We start from the raw sequence: 24,797 nt of genomic DNA, 5'->3' as shown, positions 1-24,797 counted from the left end.
GCCCTCGCTGAGGGATGACCCGATGCTAGTCCCGCCGTGCTGGACATCGGATGAAGCGGGAACTCGAAGACCGCCTCAAGCGCGCCTTCAGGCAACCGCGTTCGCCGCTTCCAGGCGCACCACCGGCCGCAACGCCACGGTGGCGGTATCGCTCATCCACTGCACTTCGCCGTCCTGAATCAGGACATTCAAGCGCATGCCGCGCTCGATCAGCGTGGCCAGCGCCTCCACCGCCTCGACCGGGATGTCGATGACCGTCAGATTCTTCAGGCGCGCGAGCGAGTTGGCGTTCTTGCTCCACCACAGATCGCCGGCGCGGCCGCCGTAGTTCACCACCACCACCTGTCGCGCCCGCCCGCAGGCTTTGCGGATCCGGCTCTCGTCGGGTTGCCCCAGGTCGATCCATTGCTCGACGTCGCCGACCAGGTCACGCCGCCACAGATCGGGCTCCTCCTCGTTGCTCAGGCCGCGCCCGAACTCCAGGCGCTCGTCGGCATGCAGCGCGAACGCCAGCAGCCGCACCATCAGCCGCTCGTCGGTCTCGGAGGGGTGCTGCGCCAGCGTCAGCGCATGGGTGGCGTAGTAATGCCGGTCCATGTCGCTGACCTGCAGCTCGGCTTTGAGAACGGTGGCTTTCAGTGCCATGGGCGTGACCGGCGGAATGCAGGCGCCATTTTAGACGGCTTGCGGCCGCGCGAGTCGAGACGCGACCGGCTCACGGCCCGAACGGAGTCCGCCTACGTGAACCGCGCCGACAAAGGTTGCGTGCGCGCCAGCACCAGCGCACCGATCCAGCACAGCGCCCCGGCCACGTACAGCGCGATCGCGGCCGGTGCCATGGCGCGCAGCATCGGGATGGCACCCAACGTCAGCGCGGTGGAAAGCGCCCACGCCACCGCGCACCAGATCGCCAGCACGCGCGCCCAGCGCCGGAACGCCAACAGGCCCACCGTGGCAACGATCCACGACACCCCGCCAAGCAGGCCGAACAGCGTCGCCAGCAGCACGAGCACCGGAACGATCCCCTGCAGCTGAAGATTCAGGTTCATTGCCTGCGGAAACGGAACGAGCGAGCCGAGCACGCTCAGCACCGGCGCCAGAAGGATCAGGCCTCGGAACAACACCACCATCGTGCGCTCTTTCATTGCATCCCCAGCCAGCGTCGTGCGGCCTTGTCGGCGTCGCTCAGGGCACTACCGTAAAACAAAGCGAAAAATGCGCCGCAAGCACCTATGATCGAATACATCCAGGCGACCCAAAGCGAATTCTCCTCAATTCTTCCGCGCAACGCCAGATAGGCCAGACCCAGCGCGGCGAATGCCAGGATGAAATACAACGCATGCAGCAACCAAATCGCGAGCTTCCTGATCCTCGCCATGCGAAAGACCTTCAGCCTCCAGTACAACTCGCCGGTCTCATCATGCATGTCCAACAGCCCCCAAGCGCCCGAAATTTCCACGAGCGCCCTTCCAGGCTGGGTACCCGCCATTAACTGCCTGATCAGGCTCGAGGGAAGATAGGCGCCGGCGAGATGGCGCACCGCCACCGTAAGCCAAAGATCGTTCTCTGCACCGCATTTTTGGAACAGATCGAGAAAATCCCGACGATCCGCACTACGCGATCTGCTCAGGCTGAAGACACCTCGAACCAGTACGATTCCGGCAGCGATAGCAACGATGGGAATCAGCAGTCTCCCATTCCCCAACTCCAAGAGCTTGTCGATCATTCGCACCCCCCCGATACGAGAAGAACCAAAACCCAATCTCAGAACTTGCTAAGCAGTACCTTCCCGCCCACGTCCAGCACGTACTCGAAGTCCTGCCGCATCCCGCCGTACTTGTCGCCGCTCTCGCCATAGCTGGCGCTGACCACCAGGGTGTGGCGGCCGTGCGGCAGCGGCTTGAGCATGAGCCAATAGCCGTCGGCCGCGCCCAGGCGGGAACGCGGATTGTCCGGATCCATGCGGAAGCAGCCGTCGCTGCGAAGGCGGAGGCGGCCCAGCGTCCTGCCGTCGAGCACGACGATCGCGCCGGCCAGGCGGTCGTTGTTCAGGGCCGCGCCGGCCTGCAGTTCGCGGCACGGCACGTCGCGGCCGCGCGGCCCCCAGTAGACCATGTTGATGACCGGCACCAGCAGGTGCTTGCCCTCGGGCATCACGCAGGTGCGGTGCGGCTTGAACGTGCCGTCGGTGCCGGCGAGGAACCAGACCGGCCCCTGCTGGCCGATCTCGCACAGGCGGCCATCGCGATCGAGATAGGGCGCCACCGATTGCGCCGAGGCCCAGCGCCACCAGCGCGCCGTCCATTCGCCGAGACCGACGCCCGCCACCGGACCGTCGGCCAGCGGACCGCGATCGGGCGCCTTCCCCTGCTGCGTTCGCGCCTGGGCCAGGCACATCAGGCCGGCGAGCATGCACGCCAGCACCGCACCGGCTGTCCGCCGACTCCATCGCCGCATGTGTTTTCCCCCGACGGTCCGCGACCGATCCTGATCGCCGGGCGCAGGATAGCAAGCCGGAACGGGGGTGGCCCGTTCCGACCTGCTCGGAAAACAAAACTCAGTTACCGCGAAACGCTACCGCGCTTCGCCGGGGCCGGAGCGGCGCACGGCTTTCTCCTGCGCCGCGCGACAGGCGACAGGCGGCAAGCCCGCCCCCTCCTTTCCCCGTGAGAACAAAACCGGCCCGCTCTTCGCCTCATCCCTAGAGAGCGGAGAGAGCGGGCGATGGCGCCCTGGATCAATCCTCGGTCGTGCACCCGAGGGACACGCGGGCGGCCGGGTAGCCGCTTTCCGGATCGGTCCACTGGGCCAGGACGGTGTAGTCCTGCGAGGAGCGTCCCCAGCTCAGGTAGCACTTCTCGTCGGCCACGCGCAGCGCGTTGTCGATGGCTTCTTCGCTGGTGTGGCCGTAGCTTTCGCCGATGACCTGGAAGGTATGCACGTCGGCGAGCGCGGCGGCGCTGTAGGCGGCGGTCAGCAGGACCAGCGAGGCGGAAAGGCACCACTTGTTCATCGAACACTCCATGGCTTCGGGTTGGACCCGCACCCTGCCAGCCTTCCAGGACGGCGGTGTTAAAAACCGATAAAAAGCGGATGACAGACGACGGCGCGGCCATGGCCAGAAACGGCTGTCTCGGCATGCCGAAGCCAGGCCCTCCGCGTTCCCGTGCCGGCCCGTGCAAGGCTTCTGCGGCATGTCGCCTCGGAAACGGGCCCCAGCCCGTTCTCTGCCGGCCGCATGCCCGCCGCTTCCCGCCCCCTTCGACGCCGCCGGGGACTGTATAGTGCGTCCCGCATGGCGGGAACGGTATCCGGCCACGAATCGCGGAGTGATGTCATGGGTCTTGTGCAGGCGGTGGTGGGTGCGGTCGGTGGCGTGCTGGCCGACCAGTGGAAGGACTTCTACACGGTACCGGACGGCTTGCCGGCGACCGCGGCGCTGTTCGCCGCCGTGCCGCGCGGCACCAACGCCGGGCGCGGCTCGAACACCAAGGGCTCCTCGAACATCATCACCAACGGCTCGAAGATCGTCGTGCCGGAAGGCTATGGGCTGCTGCTGTTCCAGGACGGCAAGGTCACCGGCTTCGCCGCCGAGCCGGGCGGCTACGAGTGGCGATCGGACGACCTCAACTCGAAGTCGGTCTTCGCCGGCGACGGCCTGGTCAGCTCGCTCATCACCCAAAGCTGGGAGCGCTTCAAGTTCGGCGGCCAGCCCGGCTCGCAGCAGGCCGCCTTCTTCGTCTCGCTGAAGGAGCTGCCGGACAACCGCTTCGGCACGCAATCGGAAATCTACTGGGACGACGGCTTCCTCAACACGCAGGTCGGCGCGGTGACGCGCGGCTCGTACACGCTGAAGATCGTCGACCCGATCCTGTTCGTGAAGAACTTCGTGCCGGCCTCGTATCTGCAGCCCGGCCAGGTCTTCGACTTCACCGACATCGACAACGCCGCCGCCAGCCAGCTGTTCAACGAAGTGGTCGGCTCGCTCGCCCCCGCCTTCAGCCTGTACTCGAACGACCCGAGCAAGGGCAACCGCATCACCAAGCTGCAGCAGGACTCGATCGGCTTCGCCAAGAGCCTGTCGGATGCGGTGGAGAATGCCTACCAGTGGAAGTCCGACCGCGGCCTGGCCATCGTCAAGACCGCCATCGTCTCGATCGAATACGACGCGAACACCCGCGAGCTGCTCAAGACCGTGCAGCGCGCCGACGCGCTCGCCGGCACGCGCGGCAACTCCAACCTGCAGGCCAGCGTCGCGGCGGGCATCCAGTCGGCCGGCGAGAACGGCGGCGCCGCGGGCCTGGTCGGCGTAGGCATGGCCTCGGGCATGGTCGGCGGCCTCGGCAGCCTGCAGCAGCCGGCCACGCCGGCGGCGCCCGCCGCCGACGACCCGGTCGCCAGACTCAAGAAGGCCAAGGAGATGCTCGACCAGGGCCTGATCACCCAGGCGGACTACGACGCGCTCAAGGCGAAGGCGCTGGGCCTGTAAGCCGCGGGCCGCACGACGACGATGTCCAACGCCAACACCCCGCCGCCGTTGCCGCCGCGGGCGCCTGCCGATCCGGCTTCCGCGGGTCCGGCCCTTGCCGGGCCGGGCTCGCCGCAGGACGTCCCGCCGCTGCCCGGCGCTTCGCCGCTCGACCCGGCCACCCTGCCCCAGCCCATCCGCGATGAGCTGGAGGCGCCCGACCCGGTCGCCATCGACACGGCCTCCGACGAACTCAAGGACGGCCTCAACCGCTGCCCGAAATGCGGGTCGACCGACATCCGGCAGAAGCCGGGCGGCGACCTGCTGATCTGCCTGTACTGCCGCAACGAATGGCACAGCGCGCGGGTGGAAGAGGAGTTCGGCCTCGGCGAGGGCCTCGACCAGCTCCAGGGCACGGTCATCGCCTCGGGCGCGCGCGACATCGCCGCCGACGCCGCCAGCCTGATGACCTTCAAGTGCACCGGCTGCGGCGCCGAGGTGACGGTCAACACCGAGAACGCGATGACCGCGCGCTGCCACTGGTGCCGCCACGTCTTCGGCGTCAACGAGCAGGTGGCCAACGGCGCGGTGCCCGACGCGCTGCTGCCCTTCCACATCAAGAAGGACGACGCGGTCGCGCGCATCCGCCAGTTCGTGGCCAAGCGGCAGCTGTTCGCGCTGAAGGCCTTCAAGGAACAGTTCACGCCCGAGAACGTCGTCGGCGTCTACCTGCCCTACATGATCGTCGACGGCAGGGCCAGCGCCGACGTCGCCGGCCACGCCGAGATCGAGACGCGCCGCTACACGCGCGGCAGCGGCGACAACAAGAAGACCTACTACGACGCCGACGTGTACCAGGTGGAGCGGCACGTCGACTTCACCGTGGACGACCTGCCGCTGGAATCCTCCACCGAGCGCGGCAACCTCGACACGCGCGTCAACACCAACAACATCATCAACACCATCCTGCCGTTCGACACCAAGAACGCGGTGAAATGGAATGCCTCCTACCTGTCCGGCTTCACCTCCGAGAAGCGCGACCAGGACGTGGAGCGGCTGCGCCCGCGCCTGGAGGACCAGCTGCTGTCGATCGCCCGCGCCCAGGTCGAGGACTCGGTGGACCGCTACGACCGCGGCGTGCGCTGGGAGCAGGAACGCCTGGACGTGCACGGCACGCGCTGGGTGTCGATGTACCTGCCGGTCTGGCTCTACTCGTACCACCAGCCGGGCCGCAACGGCGGCCTGCTGCACTACATCGCCGTGAACGGGCGCACCGGCGAGACGATGGGCAGCGTGCCGGTGCAGCAGTGGAAGCTGCTGCTGACCGCCCTCACCGTCGGCACCTTCCTCGAAGGCATTGCACTCTGGATCCTGGCGAATTCGACATGAGCGACGACGGCGGCCTTTTCCTGCTGGCCCTCGGCCCCGCCGGCGCGACCGCGCTGTACTGGGCCCTGTACCGGTATTACCGCAACACCGACAAATCCCATGCCTTCGAGCGCGAGACCAAGGTCGAGGCCAAGCCGGTGACCGGCTCGGACAGGAAGGTCAACACGGTGACCGGCACGCAGAGGACGAGCATCGATGGCGACAACGTGAGCGAGTACCGCAAGCGCGTGCAGCGGATCCAGGACAACTCTCCCCCGAGCTAGGCGGTATGGCATGGAATTCAGCGATCTTGAAGCGTCGGCACTTCGACTGAACGCTCTCTACGAGCAGCTCGAGACCAAGAAGTACGGACGCATCTGGACCCCGGAAGAACTGGCGCTGGGTTTCATGGGGGACGTGGGCGACTTGGCGAAACTGATCCAGGCGAACGCCGGCATCCGGGACATCGACGACTGCAAGGCGAAGCTTGGGCACGAGTTGTCGGACTGTCTGTGGTCGATCATTGTTCTTGCGAACAAATGTGGCATTGATCTAGAGGCGGAGTTTGCCAGAAACACCGGAGAGCTGACCGAATATGTATCTAGCGAGCTAAACACATAGAAACAAGGGTCAGGTCAGCGCACAGAGCGTGATCAACCATCAAACGAATTTAAGATCACCTTCTTCATCCTGCCGCAAAGATTCCTCCAACAAGACTTCGTAAAGTTCAATACGATCGTTGAGGCGCAGTAGATACCACCCCATGGCGTACGCCAAAAGCAATGCCCAAATCAGCAGGCCTTGAACCAGATTAATCTCAGCAAGCATGCCCCAATCGCCCCACTCCCAATCCTTGAACTGCAGATACAAGACGAAGATAACGGGGAGAACGCCGAGACGCTCGAGGCCTCCGCTGAAAAGACCAAGCCGACGCTGCAGCGTCCTGCGCCGCCCGAGAATGTAATGCAACCGCATGCTCCTCTCGGCCGCCGGGTAGAGACGAAGAACATTCACGTACTGCTGGTACTTCGTGAAATCACGATCCAGCTCACAGGCATAATTACGTTTTGCGGAACGGAAGGCGCGCCACTCGCGTTTTACCAACAGCATCAGAGACAACGCAAAACCCGAAAGCTCAACAACCAAGCCCGCGACGGCAGACACCATCGCGGCACGCCCTTCCAGCAGCACGCCTAAAAGCATTCCTGCACCGGCCCCCATGAAACCGATGGCGAACGACCATCGCTCCCACGGGCCAGGCAGCGTCCCCTTTTGGGACTCAGCGAATGCATCGAGCATTTCATCCATGAACTCGAATCCGAGTGCCCGGGGCGTCTCGGAGGGAGTGCTCACTGCAGGCCTGCCCTTCTTAGCCAAATCGAATCCTTTATAGACGCGGGCACTAGCTCAAGAAGCACGAGCCACCTCTCTCCGAGGAGCTAGTTATCACGTTAAAAGCTAATGCCAGCGCAGTGCTCGAAGAGTGAATCTGCCCCAATTTCTCTTCAATCCCAACCCAACCCTGTTCTCTGGATGAAAAGTCGACTCTGCCCAGTTTTTGCCGAACGGCTCTACGCAGTCAATCCCACCAGAGCCCCACGACACGATCCCGACCGATGACCTCGGCTAGCGCATCGACCGAACCAATGCCTTGATCGACGGTGTCCGGGCAGAACGCGTACACCTCTTCGGCGAAGGCATGCAGATCCGGGGGCAATGTCTTCAGGCGGAAGGCGATGGTGTCCGTGGAAGCCATATAGATATCGATTCCATACGCGGCATCCCACTCCTTCAGTTTCCGGATCAGGTCCTCCGTCGCCATGTCGTAATTGACGGCATTGCTCGCCGCCACGCGCAGGATGTCGAACTGATCCGCCCCCTTGGCCACCACCACTTCGGAGCCCATCGCAGGCGGATCGGCCAGACTGTTGTCCGTACCGACGAAAGCGATCAACCCCGGACCAAGACGCGAGCGCAGCGATTCGACCAACGCCTCGGCCTGTGCTGGATCCACCAGCACCGACCGGGCGGCCATAAATGGCTCTCGGCCAAAGTCGCGGGTGGAATGCAATCTGACCGGCTGCCCGCTCGATTTCCCCAGCAGGCTGGCTGCGGTGTCCAGATCAATCGGGGTTTGTGCATGCGCCGTGCCTATGCCCAGTATGGCGAGCAGCAGGGTCATTCGAAGCATTATTCTCTTCCCTCAACCTAAATATGCAGCAATCTAGAGAAACAAAGGACGGAAACAAGCGACAGATCCGCAAGGCAATTGAAGCGCAGCTTGGGCGCTCGCTGGGCCCGAGGAAGATCGGCAGGCCGCGAAAGGTCATAGAACCCGGAGCGTCAGGAGTTGAAAGTCGACCCTGACCCCTGTTTTGGATAAAGCTGCTCAAGCCCCTCCCAGAAAGCTCGAACGCTGGCATTCACATTCTCACGCGTATCGAAACCAGACATAAGTTCGGCTGGAGTAACCGTGCGACGTAAAAATTTGCGGCGCGGCCCATGAGCAGACCGAGTCTCGGAGCGAACAACACCAGAATCAATGGCAACTCTCTCTACACCACCCCATCGAACATCATCAAAGATTCCAGCAAAAGTTCGATCTTGCACGCAAACAGGATTACATCTCGTATATGCACGCGCCAGGCGATCCACAAGCCTCACCACATCATCAGAAACATTTCTCACTGCCGATGGATCCGATGCTTTAGCCGCAGGAAATCCACGAGCATTAAGCTCTCCCCGGACTTTCGTAGGATCAAACAACTGAACAATCCCCCCATCAGCGCTTGCAACCCTCAATCCATTAAAACTAGAAACATCCACCTGACCAACCAGCTCAAGCACCGTGCAGCCGTCGACAAGCACACTCTCAAAAACTAAACGATCCCCACAACATCCAATGAATTTAAGATTCGAAAAATCAGCCCTCCGAAACTCCACATCACTGAAGGTGCATGCACTAAACTGAATCCCTCTCATCGATGATCCGGGAAATACAACGTCACGAATATTAATACTCTCGCATGGCACCTCTAAGCGCGCAAGCAGAGCAGCAACTATCCTTCCTGCATTCTCTTTTACTTGTCCTTGTTTTGGCGAAAACTCTGCCGAAGCAGCACAAAGTATCGCCACAAGACTCGAAACGGTTACCTCGCCGGCAACCACCATCTCATGCAATTTAGCAGCAACGCCGTGAGCCAATGAATCTGGCATCACAGAGCGCCCCAGAAGCAATGAAAGACCTTGTGCAGAAGATGAAATTTTTTTGGCGAACCTATTTGCAAGAAACTGAGAGAAGAATAATTCATGTTCGAATGCAACGGCCCCATAGGACTCTCCAACTTGCAGAAAAGCCATCGTAGGCATTCGCTCCATGACCACATGCTGATCGGAACTTGAAAGAGAAGTATCTGACAACACCAATTCCGCCAAATCCTTTACCGTCGACCGATCAAGTTCACGCGTCCCCTGCGCCCACATTTCTTCCGAGAAATCCTCGCAAAGTGACCTCAACTGCACCACTGACAGTATGGGGCGCTCATTTCTGTCACGAAGCTTATCTCGCTGCTCGCGCTGAAGGAAAGATGAAATCAATCTTTCCAATAACCCACCACTTCCTTCCAAATCCCCCCCGGTCATCAGGATGTCGACAGCCCTCACAATGAAAAGAGGCTTGTCCGCAAGCTCTTCATTTTCTCCGGAAAATATCTTCGTAAGCGCGAGGGCAATCGAATCCGACTGCCCATTTTCTTTGCAACGCCAATCCACATACTGCCGTCTCTGTATTTCGGCCCAGCCTCTGATTTCAATAGAGTCCAGCTTCCAAGACTGTTCACCTAACGCAGACGCTCTATTGGCCCTGGATAAGAATTCTTGTTCGTAATATGTCGAACGAGCAGATGCAAGAATTACACCACTGCCATTCAATTCTTCGACGAATGATGAAATTGAGTTGAAAGCATCATCATATCCTCCAACACCAATTAGCTCATCAAAACCATCAATAACCGGCACAAGCAAACCCAATCTAACCAGAGTTGAGACGGCATGAAACGGCAGCATCACACGCAGCTCATTCAGCTCGGTAGCCAGCGCTTCGTTGAACCTAGCGAGAGCGCGGCCTTGCGCATCTACATACAGGTACAAGTATCGAGATTGCCCTCGGACAAACAGATCCGCCTGCTGTCTGACCAATTCCTTAAGTACACTCGTCTTGCCCGCGCCAGCCTCTGCAGTAATCATCACCAAATCAGTCAGAAGATCACTTGAATCAGATTTTTCGACACAACTGCGAATTAGAGAGATTGCCGGCGATTCCGTATCAATTTCCGCATTCGAGTCCTTTGCGAAAGTTTCAACATATATAGAGTTCTTCAGTCTGGCCAAACTTCCCTTGGCAATACCAATCAAGTCCGCCATATCCTCGCCGGCAAAGAACGCCGTATAGGTTGTTCTATTTGAACCGCACTCAACCTCGACCTCACCCCCTGCGAGTGACACGCGAAAGCGCGCCTGCCTTACGACCCTTCGCTGCTCCCACGTCGCTTCAATCACGGCCCCATCTTCGATAATAAGCAACTCGCTTCCCGGATCAATGAATGGCGCAAGATCGCGCTCGATCCGCTCCTTCCATACAGCCACAAGGTCAGACATTGCCGTGCTCCCTCAGCATAACTCCCAGCCGCAAAATGACACTATCGTTGACACCGGCACCTGATTCTCGCTTTCTAGAACATAAAGCACCGCGCCTAATCGTAGATGCAAAAACTAGACCAGGAACCATATCGTCATCGTCAGAAAGCAACCCCAGTGGACAGGCAGTCTCTCGCGATGCATACACCATATCGGCGCACAGCATGGTATCGACCATTTTTTGCGACCCATACCTATAAGTGCCAATGAGTTTTTGATCTGGGCAGCACATGAGACTTAAGACGACCTCGGGCGTAATACGAGCACCATGACGACGTCCGCGCACAGTATGAAGAACTCGATACAGCCAATCAGCCCTGAAAGTTAGCTGTCCTCTCATATCAGTCCACCCCCCCGTATAGTCGCATCACTACTTCGTGGCATTGGGGAAAACACTCCAATCGCGCTAAAGCGACTAGCTCAGCAATCCTATTGATATTGAAAGCCACGTCTTCAATCTTTCTTTCTGGCTTCAACTGCTGGAGATTGTCGTAGTCCACTAGAACGATGCACTGCAATTCCGTTCTCCCCTAAAGCACAATGCGAATCACATATTCCGCCGATACTCCCCACCCACGTCATACAACGCATGGCTGATCTGCCCCAGGCTATGCGTCTTCACCGCCTCCATCAACGCCTGGAACACGTTCCGGCGCTCCCGGGCAGTAGCCTGGAGGTAGGCCAGCCCATGACCGTCGTGGACGAAGTCCTCCTCCTCGTCCGAGGCGGCCAGATGCCCGTGCTCAGTCTCCCCGACTGGGGCCAGGGCATTCCGTGACTGCTGCCACGCCTGGACGTTGGCGATCTGCTGGCCCTTCTCCTCCTCGGTGGAGCGGATCAGCTCGATCTCGGTGGCGATCTCGCCGCCGTGCTCCTTGGGGAGGAAGGTGTTGACGCCGACCAGGGGCAGCGAGCCGTCGTGCTTCTTGTGCTCGTAGTACATCGACTCTTCCTGGATCTTGCCGCGCTGGTACATGGTGTCCATGGCGCCGAGCACGCCGCCGCGTTCGCTGATCGACTCGAACTCCTTGTAGACGGCCTCCTCGACGATGTCGGTGAGCTTGTCGACGACGAAGCTGCCCTGCCAGGGGTTCTCGTTGAAGTTGAGGCCCAGTTCCTTGTTGATGATCATCTGGATGGCGACGGCGCGGCGCACGCTTTCCTCGGTCGGCGTGGTGATGGCCTCGTCGTAGGCGTTGGTGTGCAGGCTGTTGCAGTTGTCGAATAGCGCGTAGAGCGCTTGCAGCGTGGTGCGGATGTCGTTGAACTGGATTTCCTGGGCGTGCAGCGAGCGGCCGCTGGTCTGGATGTGGTACTTCATCATCTGGCTGCGCTCGTTGGCGCCGTAGCGCTCGCGCATGGCGCGGGCCCAGATGCGGCGGGCGACGCGGCCGATGACGGTGTATTCGGGGTCCATGCCGTTGGAGAAGAAGAACGACAGGTTGGGCGCGAAGTCGTCGATCTTCATGCCGCGCGCGAGGTAGTACTCGACGATGGTGAAGCCGTTGCTGAGGGTGAAGGCGAGCTGGCTGATCGGGTTCGCGCCGGCCTCGGCGATGTGGTAGCCGGAGATCGAGACCGAGTAGAAGTTGCGCACCTTGTGGTCGACGAAGTACTGCTGGATGTCGCCCATCATGCGCAAGGCGAACTCGGTGCTGAAGATGCAGGTGTTCTGCGCCTGGTCCTCCTTGAGGATGTCGGCCTGCACGGTGCCGCGCACGCTGGCCAGGGTCTCGGCCTTGATGCGGGCGTAGGTCTCGGCGTCGACCATCTGCTCGCCGGAGACGCCGAGCAGGGCCAGGCCGAGGCCGTTGTTGGTGGGCGGCAGGTCGCCCTGGTAGCGGGGGCGCTTGCGGCCCTCGAACAGCTTGACCAGGGTCTTGCCCGCCTCTTCCCAGCGCTTGGGATCGGCCTTGAGGTATTTCTCCACCTGCTGGTCGATGGCGGTGTTCATGAACATCGCCAGGATGATCGGCGCCGGGCCGTTGATGGTCATCGACACGCTGGTGGTGGGCGCGCACAAGTCGAAGCCGGAGTACAGCTTCTTCATGTCGTCTAGCGTGGGGATGTTGACGCCGGAGTTGCCGATCTTGCCGTAGATGTCCGGGCGCGGCGCCGGGTCCTCGCCGTAGAGGGTGACGCTGTCGAAGGCGGTGGACAGGCGCGCGGCCGGCTGGCCGACGCTGAGGTAGTGGAAGCGGCGGTTGGTGCGCTCGGGCGTGCCCTCGCCGGCGAACATGCGGATCGGGTCCTCGCCGGTGCGGCGGTAGGGATAGACGCCGCCGGTATAGGGATAGCTGCCGGGCAGGTTCTCCTTGCCGAGGAAGGTGAGCAGCTCGCCCCAGCTCTTGTAGGTGGGCGCGGCGATCTTGGGGATCAGCTGGTGGCTGAGCGATTCGCGGTAGTTCTCCACGCGGATGGTCTTGCCGCGCACCTCGTACTCGTTGACCTCGTCGGTGATCGACTTCAGGCGCTGCGGCCAGTCGCGCAGCAGCTTGAGCGAGTCGGAGGTGAGCGACTGGATGGCGTCGTTGTAGCGCTGGCGCAGCAGCAGAAGGGAACGGTCGGCGCCCTCGCCTCCATCCCCTCGCTCGCTCGCGGACGGGGGAAGCAAGGCATCGGCGCCGTAGAGGTCGAGCTGCCTGGGCAGCTTGGGGTCCTCCAACTCGTGCAGCGCCTGCCAGAACGCCTGCGCGCGGTCGGCGGCCTCGGCCTGCTTGCCGATGGCGGCGTTGATGCGCCGGCCCTGCTCGGCGATCTCGGCCAGGTAGCGCACGCGGCTGCCGGGGATCAGCACGGTGGCGCGCGGCTCCTTGAGCGAGGTGTCGATGCGCGGGGTCCACGCCTCCTTGGCCAGGTGCAGCTTCTCGGACAGCAGGCGGCACAGGTTGGCGAACATCCAGCTGACGCCGGGGTCGTTGAACTGGCTGGCGATGGTCGGATAGACGGGGACGTCGGCGTCCTTGGTCTGGAAGGCGACGCGGTTGCGCTTCCACTGCTTGCGCACGTCGCGCAGGGCGTCCTCGGCGCCGCGCTTGTCGTACTTGTTGAGCACGATCAGCTCGGCATAGTCGATCATGTCGATCTTCTCGAGCTGGCTGGCGGCGCCGTAGTCGCTGGTCATCACGTACATCGGGAAGTCGACCAGGTCGACGATCTCCGAATCGCTCTGGCCGATGCCGGCGGTCTCCACGATCACCAGGTCGTAGCCCAGGCTCTTGAGGAAGGCGATGCAGTCCTTGAGCACGGCATTGGTGGCCACGTTCTGGCGGCGGGTGGCCATCGAGCGCATGTAGACGCGGTGGCTGCGCAGCGAGTTCATGCGGATGCGGTCGCCCAGCAGCGCGCCGCCGGTGCGGCGGCGGGTGGGATCGACCGAGACCACCGCCACGCGCATCTTCGGGAAGTTGGCGAGGAAGCGGTTGAGCAGCTCGTCGGTGACCGAGGACTTGCCGGCGCCGCCGGTGCCGGTGATGCCGACCACCGGGGTCTTGCCGGCCGCCAGCTGCCATTGCTTGCGCAGGCGCGAGAGCTCGGCCTCGCCGTAGCTGCCGTCCTCGATGGCGCTGAGCACGCGGCCGATGGCGATCTCGTCGTCGATGCCGGGGGCCTCGTGCTTCTCTGCCGCGCGCGCGGCGTCATCGCGGGCGCCGGCGGCGCGCTTGACCACGTCCTCGATCATCTCCACCAGGCCCATCTTCATGCCGTCGTTGGGGTGGTAGATGCGCTCCACGCCGTAGGCCTCGAGCTCGCGGATCTCCTCCGGGGTGATGGTGCCACCGCCGCCGCCGAAGACGCGGACATGCGAGGCGCCGCGCTCGGCGAGCATGTCGACCATGTACTTGAAGTACTCGACGTGGCCGCCCTGGTAGGAGGAGAGCGCGATGGCGTCGGCGTCCTCCTGCAGCGCGGCGCGCACCACGTCCTCCACCGAGCGGTTGTGGCCGAGGTGGATGACCTCGGCGCCCTGCGACTGGATCAGCCGGCGCATGATGTTGATCGCGGCGTCGTGGCCGTCGAACAGGCTGGCGGCGGTGACGAAGCGCAGCGGCGCGGCGTCGGGCTGGGTCTCGGGGGTCTGCTTGTCAAAGGCGGTGGTGGCTGGCGTGCTCATCGCGCGCTCCGAACGGCTACTGGAATGCGCCGATTGTAGCGTGCGGCCCATGCCGCCCTCCCCGCCCCGGGCGGCGGCGACCGTGCGCACCCGCAGGGTGGCGCGCGCCTGAACGCGCGGCGGCCGGCCGTCAACAGCCGCGCGCGGCCGGCGTTCCCCTTCACGAACGGCGCGTGGGCGCCGATGCGAGGAGATGGTCATGAGGTTGCGTCCCTGGATCCTGTCCGCGGCGATCGCCTGCGCCGCGCTTGGCGGCGGCCTGCACAGCGGGTCCGCGCAGGCCGCCGGCTTCGTCGGCGTCAGCGTGCGCGTGGCGCCACCGCCCCCGCGCCACGAACGGGTCGTGGTGCGCCCGGGCTATGCGTGGACGCCGGGCTACTGGCGCTGGAACGGCCGGCGTCACGTCTGGGTGGCGGGCGGCTACGTGCCGGCGCGCGCCGGCTACGTCTACCGCCCGGCGCGCTGGTACCGGGCCGGCGCGGACTGGCGTTTCCGCGGCGGCTACTGGGTGAGGGGCCGGATCTAGAGCGCCAGACCCGGCCGGCATCGCGCAGCATGCCGGCCGGGACGGCGACGGCCTGGCGCGCGTCGGCGTCCCGCGCCCGCCCGCTGGCCGACGCGGGCCCTAGGTATCCAGCGCGCTGAGCAGTTCCAGGCAGCGTTCGCGCAGACCGGCCTCGGAGCGGTGGATGCTGAAGGGTTCGGCCGCCTGCTTCCTGCCCAGGATGCGCGCGGCGGTGGCCTCCAGCGTGGCGCGGTCGTCGTCGAAGCCGCCGTGCGTGGTGGCGTTGGCGGCCAGCGCCGAGCCGGGCGGCCGGTCCGAGGTGGGCGACTGCACCCAGTCCAGGCGCCCGGAGCGCAGCAGCTTGTGCACGCGCTCGAAGCCGAAGGCCTGGTCCTCGATACCGCGCGCGGCAAGGAAGCGCGCCATGCCGGCGAGCGGCGTGCCCTGGCTCAGGCGGCGGTCGATCCAGCTGCGCGGCTGCGATTCGAACGCGTGCGCCACCAGGTACAGCAGCGACTTGTTGTAGATGCGCGCGCACTGGTCGTCGTTCTCGGCCTTGTCGGTGAGGGTGAACAGGCCGGCGCGGTCGATGCGGCCGGCCTCCAGCGCCGGCGCGTAGGTCATCAGGAACATCTCCATGGTGATCGCCGGCGCCCACAGATTGAGGCTGTCGATCTTCGCGCCCATGCCCTGCATGCCGTGCGCCGGGCCGCCGATCACCTGCCCCTCGGAGGTGAGCAGCTGCACCAGCGGCGCCATCAGGATCGAGCCGCCGCTGTGCGCGGCCACGTGCAGCTCCACCGAGGCGTCCTCCTGCATCCACTCGTGCAGCAGCCGCGCCACCTGCGCCGCGCCGCCGGCCTCCTGGATGCCGCCGTCGGCGTTGCGCTGCACGGCGGTGGTGGCGAGCAGCGCGTTCTCCTTCATCTCGTCCCACAGCGCCTTGCCGCCGGCCAGGCGCGCCAGCGGTTCGAGGGTGTCGTCGAGCCGGTCGAGCAGCAGGTCGCGCGCGCGCTCGATCCCGCCCTCGGTGCGCGGGCGGGCGCTGTCGCGCAGGATGTTGCCCAGGGTGGTCCACAGGTCGCTCTTCCAGACGAAGCAGAGCGGATAGATTTCCTGGCGCAGGAAGGCGTCGCGGTAGTCGGCCACGCGCTGGATCGCCGAATCCTCGGGCACCAGGCCGCCATGCGCGTAGAGCAGCACGCGCTTCTTCTTCCAGTCCTGCATGGCCTTGCGCATGTCGTGGCGGACCAGGTTGCGCACGTCCTCCACGCCGGTGCCGAAGCGCCCGCTCTCGCGCAGCCGGCCGTTGTTGCCGAGACTGACGATATGCCCGCGCAGGTCGGCCTGCGCATAGCCGGCCGACTGCCGTCCCAGCGCCGAGATGCTCACCGCCGCCGACTGCGCGCGCTGCAGCCGCACCGGCGCGGCCAGGCGCCCGACCCAGACGTCGTCGCCGTACTGCAGCCATTCGTCGTAGCCGACGTGGCCGAAACCGCGGCGGCCCCAGCCGGCGCCCCAGGAGTTCTGGATCCAGAAGCCGGTCTCGTCGTAGCCGACGATGGCGAAGGCGTGGCCGCCGGCCACGTCCTGGCCGCGCCACTCGATCCGGCCGCTGGCCGGCGGATCGAACCAGCCCTCGTGCACCGAGGCCGAGGCGTACAGCACGCCGACCTCGGCGAAGGCGGCGTGCATGGCCACCAGGTCCTTGTGGTTGACGCGGAAGTAGGCGCCGAGCGGGCGCTTGAGCGCGTCCTTGGCGCGCTCGTCGGTGTAGGGCTCGGGCTTCTCGCCGGGCTTGTACGGCCACAGCGCCTCGGCGCAGACCCCATGGCGATGCCAGCCCTTCATCGCGCCGCGGCAGCTGGAGCCCGAATAGGCCTCGCCGCGCCATTCGTCGTTGCGGCGCGCCATGTCGTAGAACATGCGCGTGCTCACCTGCTCGGTGTCGGCACCCGAGCCGCGTGTGCGCAGCAGGGTATGCGCGATGGTGGCCAGGCCGAAGGCGGTGCATGCGCCCTCCTCGCCCTGGTTCAGCACCGGCACCTTCAGCGCCAGATGCCGCTCCAGCGGCACGCGCACCGGCACGTCGACCAGGGTGGGCTCGAACATGCGGTCGCGGAAATCCGCGGTGTCCGGGCGCGCGTCGAGCAGGCGCGCGCGCGCGGGCGGGGTCTGCGGTGCCTTCTTCGTAGCCATGCCATCCTCCGGGGGGAAGTGTTCGGGAACCTGGTTCGATTCAGAGATGGGGTTCAATTCAGAGACGGGGTTCAATGCGATGCTGCTCAGATCGCGCCGGGCGCCGGCGACATGCGCCCAGCATGCCAGCGCGCCATCTCGCCGGAAGCGACGGCGATGGCAATGCGCCCGGGCATGCGCGGGCCCGCGCCGCGGCCCGCCCGGGCACGGCGCAGGCGCCAATCCGCCCGCAAAGCATTAACCTTATGCGCCCGCCCCGCGGCCACGACCGGCCGCCCGGCGGTTCCCCACTTCCGGATCACGATCACAGATGCACGGATCACAGATGCACGCCCGCGCCGCCAACGGCGCACGACACCCCGTCCCTTCACGGGAATCGCGCCCATGCTGAGCGCCGATCAGGTCCTGGTCACGGTCGGCACGCCGTGCACGATGTCGGCGGTGGGCAGCACCGAGACCTACCAGGCGCTGGTGCGCGGCGACGCCAACTTCATCGCGCTGGCCGCCTTCGACGCCGGCCTGGTCGCGTTCGAGGACGACACCGGCGAGGAAGCGCTGCCGGCCATGCGCTGGACCGGCGGCGAGCAGGCCGGCCAGCCGGCCACGACCGCCGAGATCGAGGCCCGCCACGGCGCGCAGCTGCGCGCGGCGCTCGGCATCCGCCGCATCGATCCGGGCCTGCTGGCCCCCAACCAGACCGTCACCGACATCGCCGCCCCGCTGCCGCACGATTTCGAGACCGGCGGCCTGCGCCGGCTGGCCGGCCTGCGCTACGCCGACGTGCGCGAGTCGGAGTTGAAGGACATGTACGGCCTGTTCCAGGACGAGGCGCTGCTCGGCCCCTCGCTGCAGGCGCAGCTGTTCGTCTACGGCGCCCTCGGCGCGCTGGCCGGCCTGCCGGCACCGCTGTCGGAACTGCTGCCGCGCCCCTACGAGTTCCGCGTCGCCTCGGCCACGGCCTTCGGCGGCCTGGACGCGCTGGCGCAGTGGCTGCGGCCCGACGCGCCGCCGCCGCCGGGCGGCGAGCCGCGCGACAAGTTCGCGGTGCGCCTGGCCACCTCGCTCGGCTCGCACGGGCCGGCGCTGGTGTCGACCATGCTGGCGCCCTCCTACAGCCTGAGCCGCACCCTGAAGAATCCGGCGCTGCGCGATTCGCTGCATTCCGACGACCCGGGCTACCAGCGCGTGCCGCAGACCCCGCTGACCGCGGTCGGCGCCTGCGCCTCCAGCCTGATCGCCTTCAGCGACATCGCCCCGCAGCTGCTGTTCGACTACCCGGGCTTCGTGCGTCCGAAGATGGCGCTGCTGTGCGCGGCCGACGCCGCGCTGCAGCCGCGCTTCGGCATCCTCGACGCCTTCGGCGGCGGCGCGCTGATGACCAGCGAGAAGCTCGAGGCGATCAACGCCGGCCGCGCGCCCGATGAGCAGCGCGCGGTCGCGCATTCGCTGGCGCCGTTCGACATCGACGCCAACGGCACCGTGGTCGGCCACGGCGGCTCGGGCGTGCTGGTGACCACGCTGGACTTCGCGCTGCGCAATTTCCTCGACATCACCTCGATCGTCGTCGGCTGGGGCCAGAGCGGCGAGGCCGGCGGCAAGGCGCATTTCGCCGGCGTGGGCTTCGGCGGCGAGAACGCGGTGGTGCACGCGCTCGACATGGCCTACCGCGCGCACGGCTACGGCATCGCCGACTTCGAATATCTGGTCGCGCACGCCACCGGCACGCGCACCAATTCCAAGACCGATCTCACCACCGCCGCCGCCGGCCGCGCCGGCGCGGCCGAGCGCCAGGGCTTCCAGGGGCCGTTGCCGCCGATGGCCGTGGGCACGCCCAAGGCTCTGGGCGATGCGCACACCATGGGCGAGACCGGGCTGAAGGCGATCTCGCAGGCGCTGCAGTACGTGCTGGGACGTCCCGCGCCGGGCGTGCCGACGCTGCGCCGCCTGGATCCGGAACTGGAATCGGTGGCGGAGGCCTTCACGCTGCAGGCGGCGCCCGTGGCCGGCAGCGCCGACGGCGGCGCGCTGTGCGCCACCCAGGGCTTCGGCGGCTACAACGGCGCGATCGCGCTGCGCTCGGCGCATGCCGAGGCCTTCGCGCGCTACGCGATCGACCCGCAGGTGCTGTCCGCCTACCTCGAACGCTGGCCGCAGCTGCGCGCCGAGCGCGAGCGGCGCGAGCGCATGTACCGCCGCGGCCCGCGGCTGGCGCTGGCGATGGCCGAGCGCCACCACTGGCAGGGCGCCGACTGAGCGCCCGCCCGGACCGGCCGCGCGCGTCGCGGCCGGATGCCGACGAGGCGGCCCATGGCCGCCTTTTCCTTGCCGTGCCCACGCCTGCGCGCGGGCACCCCGTCGCCCGCGCGTCTCGCATCCCCCGGCGACACGCGCCCGCGCACGGCCGCGAACGCGTCCTGGGCCGCCCTACTGCGCTGTACGGGCTTTTGCCGGAAGGGACGCGTAAAATACCGCGCCTTCGACGCCGGCCCCGTTGCGCGCCGCGCCTCGATACCTGCCGATTCAATCACTTACCACATACACCTTACATCGCCAGCACCGCCCGCCCGCGCGGATCCGGTGCCATGCACGGAGTTTTTCGATGATCTTCGAACACCTCGACACCTACGGCCACGAGCAGGTCGTGTTCTGCCACAACAAGGACGCGGGCCTGAAGGCCATCATCGCGATCCACAACACCGTGCTCGGACCGGCCCTGGGTGGCACGCGCATGTGGCCGTACAAGACCGAGCAGGAAGCGCTCAACGACGTGCTGCGCCTCTCGCGCGGCATGACCTACAAGAACGCGGTGGCCGGCCTGAACATCGGCGGCGGCAAGGCGGTGATCATCGGCGACCCCGCGGCCGACAAGTCCGAGGCGCTGTTCCGCGCCTTCGGCCAGTTCGTGGAGTCGCTGGGCGGCCGCTACATCACCGCCGAGGACGTAGGCATCGACGTCAACGACATGGAATACGTGTTCCGCGAGACCGAGTACGTCACCGGCGTGCACCAGGTCCACGGCGGCTCGGGCGACCCCTCGCCGTTCACCGCCTACGGCACGCTGCAGGGCCTGATGGCCACGCTCAACCGCAAGTTCGGCGACGAGGAAGTGGGCAAGTACAGCTACGCCGTGCAGGGCCTGGGCCACGTCGGCATGGAGTTCGTGAAGCTGCTCAAGGAGCGCGGCGCCAAGATCTTCGTCACCGACATCAACAAGCAGCTGATCGACAAGGCGGTCAGCGAGTACGGCGCCGAGGCCGTGGGCGCGGAGGAGATCTACGACGTCAACGCCGACGTCTATTCGCCCTGCGCGCTGGGCGGCACCGTCAACGAGCACACCCTGCCCCGCCTGAAGGCCAAGATCATCTGCGGCGCGGCCAACAACCAGCTGGCCAACAACGCCATCGGCGACGAAGTGGTCAAGCGCGGCATCCTCTACGCCCCCGACTACGCGGTCAATGCCGGCGGCGTGATGAACGTGGCGCTGGAGCTGGACGGCTACAACCGCGAGCGCGCCATGCGCATGATGCGCACGATCTACCACAACCTGACGCGCATCTACGAAATCTCCGAGCGCGACGGCATCCCCACCTATATGGCCGCCGACCGCCTCGCCGAGGAGCGCATCGCCGCCATCGGCAAGCTCAAGCTGCCGATGGGCCGCAACACCCCGCGCTTCAAGGGCCGGATCCGCAACCACTGACCGGCGTCGATCCGGGCGATGCCCGGATCGGCCCCCAAGGTTTGTCGCACACACCTTGGGGGCCGCCTGTGCTTCCTATTCCCCGCCGCTGCCGCGGCGCCCCTTCGCCAAAGGGGGCCATGACTCCGATGAGTACAAGAGGTCGTGATGCGTCCGTTCCCACTCGGTGAAGAGCTCGATGCCCTGCGTGAAGCCATCCGCCGTTTCGCGGACGCGGAAATCGCCCCGCGCGCGGCGCAGATCGACCACGACAACGCCTTCCCCCAGGACCTGTGGCCCAAGCTCGGCGAGATGGGCCTGCTCGGCATGACCGTGCCGGGCGAGTTCGGCGGCAGCGACATGGGCTACCTCGCCCACCTGGTGGCGATGGAGGAAATCTCGCGCGCCTCCGGCTCGGTCGGCCTGTCCTACGGCGCCCACTCCAACCTGTGCGTGTCCAACCTGCATGCCAACGCCAGCCAGGCGCAGCGCGAGAAGTACCTGCCCAGGCTGTGCAGCGGCGAGTGGAAGGGCGCGCTGGCGATGAGCGAACCGGGCGCCGGCTCGGACGTGGTCGGCTCGATGAGCTGCCGCGCCGAGCTGCGCGACGGCGTGTGGGTGGCCAACGGCAACAAGATGTGGATCACCAACGGCCCCGAGGCCGACGTGCTGATCGTGTACATGCGCACCGCCGGCAAGGACGCGGGAAGCCGCTGCATGACCGCGTTCCTGGTCGAGAAGGGCATGAAGGGCTTCTCCACCGCGCAGAAGCTGGACAAGCTCGGCATGCGCGGCTCCAACACCTGCGAGCTGGTGTTCGAGAACTGCGAGATCCCGGCCGAGAACGTGCTCGGCGAGGTCCATCAGGGCGTCAAGGTGCTGATGCGCGGCCTGAACACCGAGCGCCTGGTGCTGACCGGCGGCCCGCTCGGCCTGATGCAGGCGGCGCTGGACATCGCCCTGCCCTACGTGCGCGAGCGCAAGCAGTTCAACGCCGCCATCGGCACCTTCGGCATCATGCAGGCCAAGATCGCCGACATGTACACCGCCCTGCAGTCCAGCCGCGCCTTCGCCTACCAGGTGGCGCGCGACTACGATGCCGGCCACAAGTCGCGCGTGGACGCGGCCGCCTGCCTGCTGCACGCCTCCGACGCCGCGGTGCAGGTCGGGCTGGAAGCGATCCAGACCCTCGGCGGCAACGGCTACATCAACGAATACCCGACCGGGCGCATCCTGCGCGACGCCAAGCTCTACGCCATCGGCGCGGGCACCAACGAGATCCGCCGCATGCTGATCGGACGCGAACTGTTCGAGGGGCGAGCCTAAGCAAGCCCCGCCACAAGCGGGGCTTGCTTAGGCGAGCGCCCGGCCACGGATGGCCGGGCCGGACGTTCCGAAGCCTGTCAGCACCGCCATGGACGGCACACGCACCGCCATTCGAAGCCACCCGCCACACGCGGATCGTGCTCAGGCGAGCGCCCGGCCACGGATGGCCGGGCCGGACGTTCCGAAGCCTGTCAGCACCGCCATGGACGGCAAACGCACCGCCATTCGAAGCCACCCGCCACAAGCGGATCGTGCTCAGGCGAGCGCCCGGCCACGGATGGCCGGGCCGGACGTTCCGAAGCCTGTCAGCACCGCCATGGACGGCAAACGCACCGCCATTCGAAGCCACCCGCCACATGCGGATCGTGCTCAGGCGAGCGCCCGGCCACGGATGGCCGGGCCGGACGTTCCGAAGCCGCCCTAGCACCGCCATGGACGGCCACCACACCGCCATTCGAAGCCACCCGCCACAAGCGAGTCGTGCTTAGACGAGCGCCCGGCCAGGAATGCCCGGACCGGGCCTTCCCCCCTCACCCCCAGCCCCTCTCCCGCCGGCGCGAGAGGCGCGCATCCGCTCCCCGGCCGGATTTGCCGCAGCGCAGCACGAGTCGCATAATTCAGCCTTTCCGGCGCCCCCACAGGCCCGTCTACCGGAGTTCCCCATGAGCGATATCGTCATCGTCGGCGCCAAGCGCACCGGCATCGGCTCCTTCCTCGGCCAGTTCACGGGCGTTCCGACGCCGACCCTGGGCGCGGCCGCCATCAACGGCGCGCTCGACCACGCCGGCGTGGCGCCGGACCAGATCGACGAGGTGATCATGGGCTGCGTGCTGCCGGCCGGCCTCGGCCAGGCCCCCGCCCGCCAGGCCTCGCGCGCGGCCGGGATCCCCGACGCGACCGGCTGCACCACCATCAATAAGGTGTGCGGCTCGGGCATGAAGGCGATCATGCTGGCCAGCGACCTGATCAAGGCCGGCTCGGCCACGGTGGTGGTCGCCGGCGGCATGGAGTCGATGACCAATGCCCCGCACCTGCTCAACGGCTCGCGCACCGGCATCCGCTACGGCAGCGGCGAACTGCTCGACCACATGGCCTGGGACGGCCTGACCAATCCCTACGACGGCAAGGCGATGGGCGTGTTCGGCGATGCCACCTGCAGCCAGTACGGCTTTACCCGCGAGGCGCTGGACGCCTTCTCCGCCGAGAGTGCGCTGCGCGCCCAGGCCGCGCAGAAGAACGGCAAGTTCGCCGCCGAGATCGTCCCGGTGACGGTCAAGGGCCGCAAGGGCGAGGTGGTGGTCGACAGCGACGAGGAGCCGGGCAAGATCGACACCGCCAAGATCCCGACGTTGCGCCCGGCCTTCGCCAAGGACGGCGTGATCACCGCCGCCTCGTCCTCGAAGATTTCCGACGGCGCCGCCGCCACCGTGCTGATGTCGGCCGACGAAGCGGCCAGGCGCGGCCTGACGCCGCTGGCCCGCATCGTCGCCCATGCCGGCCACGCGCAGGCGCCAGAGTGGTTCACCACCGCGCCGGTGAAAGCGATTTCAAACGTGCTCGAGAAAGCCGGCTGGAAAGTCGGGGACGTCGACCTGTTCGAGGTCAACGAGGCGTTCGCCTGCGTGGCCATGGCGCCGATGAAGGACCTGGGCATCTCCCACGACAAGCTCAACGTCAACGGCGGTGCCTGCGCGCTCGGCCATCCGATCGGCGCCAGCGGCGCGCGCTTGGTGGTGACCCTGCTGCATGCCCTGCGCGACCGCGGCGGCAAGCGCGGTGTGGCATCGCTGTGCATCGGCGGCGGAGAAGCCACCGCCATCGCGGTGGAACTGGTCTAAACCGGCCTGGAACGGCAACTTGAACGGTTGCCGAGGCTTAATAACTTCTTTACAAAAAAACCCGATCAACCGCTTGACAGCCGAAACGGGCTTGTCATCATGGCATCGCGCGCATTTATGCGCGTTGCCAAACTTTAACGACGAGGAAGATTGACATGACGATCAACAAGGCGCTGCTGGCCCTGGCTCTGGGTTTCGCCCTGGCTGCATGCAGCAACCAGAAGCAGGCCGAGAACTCGGCTGCCGACGCCGCCGATGCGGCCGCTGATGCTCAGACCGCCGCCGACCAGGCCGCCGCCGCTGGCGACGCCACGGCCGATGCCGCTCAGCAGGCTGCCGACACGGCTGCCGACGCCGCCGCGACCGCCGGTCAGGCTGCTGGCGACACCGCCGCCGCCGCCACCGACGCTGCGGCCGACGCCGCCGCCGACACGGCTGACAAGGCTGCCGACACCGCCGAGCAGGCGAAGGACGCCGCCCAGGAAGCCGCGAAGGACGAGGCTCCGAAGCAGTAATTCCGGAGCTACAATCCAAGCTGCAAAGAAGAAGTCGCTGGTTCGCCGGCGACTTTTTCTGTTGTGACGGACGCTTGCCGGCTTAGCTTT

20 protein-coding genes are annotated in these 24,797 nt (G+C 65.8%); 10 read left to right on the top strand and 10 right to left on the bottom strand.

Annotation, left to right across the window (positions count from 1 at the left end):
- Positions 1-87: 87 nt before the first annotated feature.
- The 5 genes from MD221_RS01060 to MD221_RS01040 all read right to left on the bottom strand — a co-directional run bounded on the left by MD221_RS01060 (position 88) and on the right by MD221_RS01040 (position 3,013).
- Complete coding sequence (locus MD221_RS01060) at positions 88-645, bottom strand: YaeQ family protein (RefSeq protein WP_242107146.1); 558 nt, start codon at positions 643-645, stop codon at positions 88-90.
- 92 nt (positions 646-737) lie between these two features.
- The gene (locus MD221_RS01055; protein ID WP_242107144.1) at positions 738-1,145 is read right to left on the bottom strand and encodes a hypothetical protein; all 408 of its coding nucleotides are present in this window, start codon (positions 1,143-1,145) and stop codon (positions 738-740) included.
- Positions 1,142-1,726, bottom strand: a complete 585-nt coding sequence (locus MD221_RS01050; protein WP_242107143.1) for a hypothetical protein — start codon at positions 1,724-1,726, stop codon at positions 1,142-1,144. The genes MD221_RS01055 and MD221_RS01050 overlap by 4 nt, the downstream gene beginning before the upstream one ends.
- 38 nt (positions 1,727-1,764) lie before the next feature.
- Entirely contained in the window at positions 1,765-2,457 is a 693-nt protein-coding gene (locus tag MD221_RS01045) for a hypothetical protein (RefSeq protein ID WP_242107141.1), read from the bottom strand.
- A gap of 280 nt (positions 2,458-2,737) precedes the next feature.
- Positions 2,738-3,013 (bottom strand): hypothetical protein, encoded by a 276-nt coding sequence (locus tag MD221_RS01040; RefSeq protein WP_242107140.1) that lies wholly within the window; start codon positions 3,011-3,013, stop codon positions 2,738-2,740.
- Between the two features lie 324 nt (positions 3,014-3,337).
- Here MD221_RS01040 and MD221_RS01035 point away from each other — a divergent pair, with 324 nt between their 5' ends.
- From MD221_RS01035 to MD221_RS01020, 4 genes are read left to right on the top strand one after another with little or no spacing between them, the layout of a single operon-like run.
- On the top strand, positions 3,338-4,489 hold the full coding sequence (locus MD221_RS01035; RefSeq protein ID WP_242107138.1) for an SHOCT domain-containing protein: 1,152 nt from the start codon (positions 3,338-3,340) through the stop codon (positions 4,487-4,489).
- A 21-nt stretch (positions 4,490-4,510) separates the two neighbouring features.
- Positions 4,511-5,857, top strand: a complete 1,347-nt coding sequence (locus tag MD221_RS01030) for a TFIIB-type zinc ribbon-containing protein (protein ID WP_242107137.1) — start codon at positions 4,511-4,513, stop codon at positions 5,855-5,857.
- Entirely contained in the window at positions 5,854-6,120 is a 267-nt protein-coding gene (locus MD221_RS01025; RefSeq protein WP_242107135.1) for a hypothetical protein, read from the top strand. Before MD221_RS01030 ends, MD221_RS01025 begins: the two co-directional genes overlap by 4 nt.
- A 10-nt stretch (positions 6,121-6,130) precedes the next feature.
- On the top strand, positions 6,131-6,457 hold the full coding sequence (locus tag MD221_RS01020; protein WP_242107133.1) for a nucleoside triphosphate pyrophosphohydrolase family protein: 327 nt from the start codon (positions 6,131-6,133) through the stop codon (positions 6,455-6,457).
- Between the two features lie 39 nt (positions 6,458-6,496).
- Here the strand turns inward: MD221_RS01020 and MD221_RS01015 are convergent, their stop codons facing one another.
- The 4 genes from MD221_RS01015 to MD221_RS01000 form a co-directional block, all read right to left on the bottom strand.
- Positions 6,497-7,144, bottom strand: a complete 648-nt coding sequence (locus tag MD221_RS01015; RefSeq protein ID WP_242107131.1) for a hypothetical protein — start codon at positions 7,142-7,144, stop codon at positions 6,497-6,499.
- Between the two features lie 271 nt (positions 7,145-7,415).
- Positions 7,416-8,018: a DUF4253 domain-containing protein gene (locus MD221_RS01010; RefSeq protein WP_242107129.1), complete on the bottom strand. Its 603-nt coding sequence runs from the start codon at positions 8,016-8,018 to the stop codon at positions 7,416-7,418.
- A gap of 161 nt (positions 8,019-8,179) precedes the next feature.
- Positions 8,180-10,492 carry an NACHT domain-containing protein gene (locus tag MD221_RS01005; protein WP_242107127.1) on the bottom strand — a complete coding sequence of 771 codons (2,313 nt, stop codon included), beginning with the start codon at positions 10,490-10,492 and terminating at the stop codon, positions 8,180-8,182.
- A gap of 586 nt (positions 10,493-11,078) precedes the next feature.
- Positions 11,079-14,645 carry a methylmalonyl-CoA mutase family protein gene (locus MD221_RS01000; RefSeq protein WP_242107125.1) on the bottom strand — a complete coding sequence of 1,189 codons (3,567 nt, stop codon included), beginning with the start codon at positions 14,643-14,645 and terminating at the stop codon, positions 11,079-11,081.
- Between the two features lie 199 nt (positions 14,646-14,844).
- Between MD221_RS01000 and MD221_RS00995 the strand changes: the two genes are divergently transcribed.
- A complete protein-coding gene (locus MD221_RS00995) occupies positions 14,845-15,171 on the top strand; it encodes a hypothetical protein (protein ID WP_242107123.1) in 327 nt (108 codons plus the stop codon).
- 99 nt (positions 15,172-15,270) lie between these two features.
- Here MD221_RS00995 and MD221_RS00990 read toward each other — a convergent pair whose 3' ends face one another.
- Positions 15,271-17,349: a C1 family peptidase gene (locus tag MD221_RS00990; RefSeq protein ID WP_242107122.1), complete on the bottom strand. Its 2,079-nt coding sequence runs from the start codon at positions 17,347-17,349 to the stop codon at positions 15,271-15,273.
- Positions 17,350-17,733: 384 nt separating this feature from the next.
- On the opposite strand from MD221_RS00990, the gene MD221_RS00985 reads away from it, so the two are divergent.
- From MD221_RS00985 to MD221_RS00965, 5 genes are all read left to right on the top strand, one after another.
- On the top strand, positions 17,734-19,602 hold the full coding sequence (locus tag MD221_RS00985) for a beta-ketoacyl-[acyl-carrier-protein] synthase family protein (RefSeq protein WP_242107120.1): 1,869 nt from the start codon (positions 17,734-17,736) through the stop codon (positions 19,600-19,602).
- A 346-nt stretch (positions 19,603-19,948) separates the two neighbouring features.
- A complete protein-coding gene (locus MD221_RS00980) occupies positions 19,949-21,049 on the top strand; it encodes a Glu/Leu/Phe/Val dehydrogenase dimerization domain-containing protein (RefSeq protein ID WP_242107117.1) in 1,101 nt (366 codons plus the stop codon).
- Positions 21,050-21,196: 147 nt separating this feature from the next.
- Positions 21,197-22,354, top strand: a complete 1,158-nt coding sequence (locus tag MD221_RS00975; protein ID WP_242107115.1) for an isovaleryl-CoA dehydrogenase — start codon at positions 21,197-21,199, stop codon at positions 22,352-22,354.
- A gap of 662 nt (positions 22,355-23,016) precedes the next feature.
- On the top strand, positions 23,017-24,192 hold the full coding sequence (locus MD221_RS00970) for a thiolase family protein (RefSeq protein WP_242107113.1): 1,176 nt from the start codon (positions 23,017-23,019) through the stop codon (positions 24,190-24,192).
- 155 nt (positions 24,193-24,347) lie between these two features.
- Positions 24,348-24,707: a hypothetical protein gene (locus MD221_RS00965; protein ID WP_242107110.1), complete on the top strand. Its 360-nt coding sequence runs from the start codon at positions 24,348-24,350 to the stop codon at positions 24,705-24,707.
- The last annotated feature ends 90 nt before the right edge of the window (positions 24,708-24,797 follow it).

The sequence above is a fragment of the Luteimonas aquatica genome, assembly GCF_022662575.1.
GTDB classification, from domain to species: domain Bacteria; phylum Pseudomonadota; class Gammaproteobacteria; order Xanthomonadales; family Xanthomonadaceae; genus Luteimonas; species Luteimonas aquatica.
The sequence above is the reverse complement of the archived record's forward strand: the minus strand, read 5'-3'. Positions and strand labels throughout refer to the sequence as shown.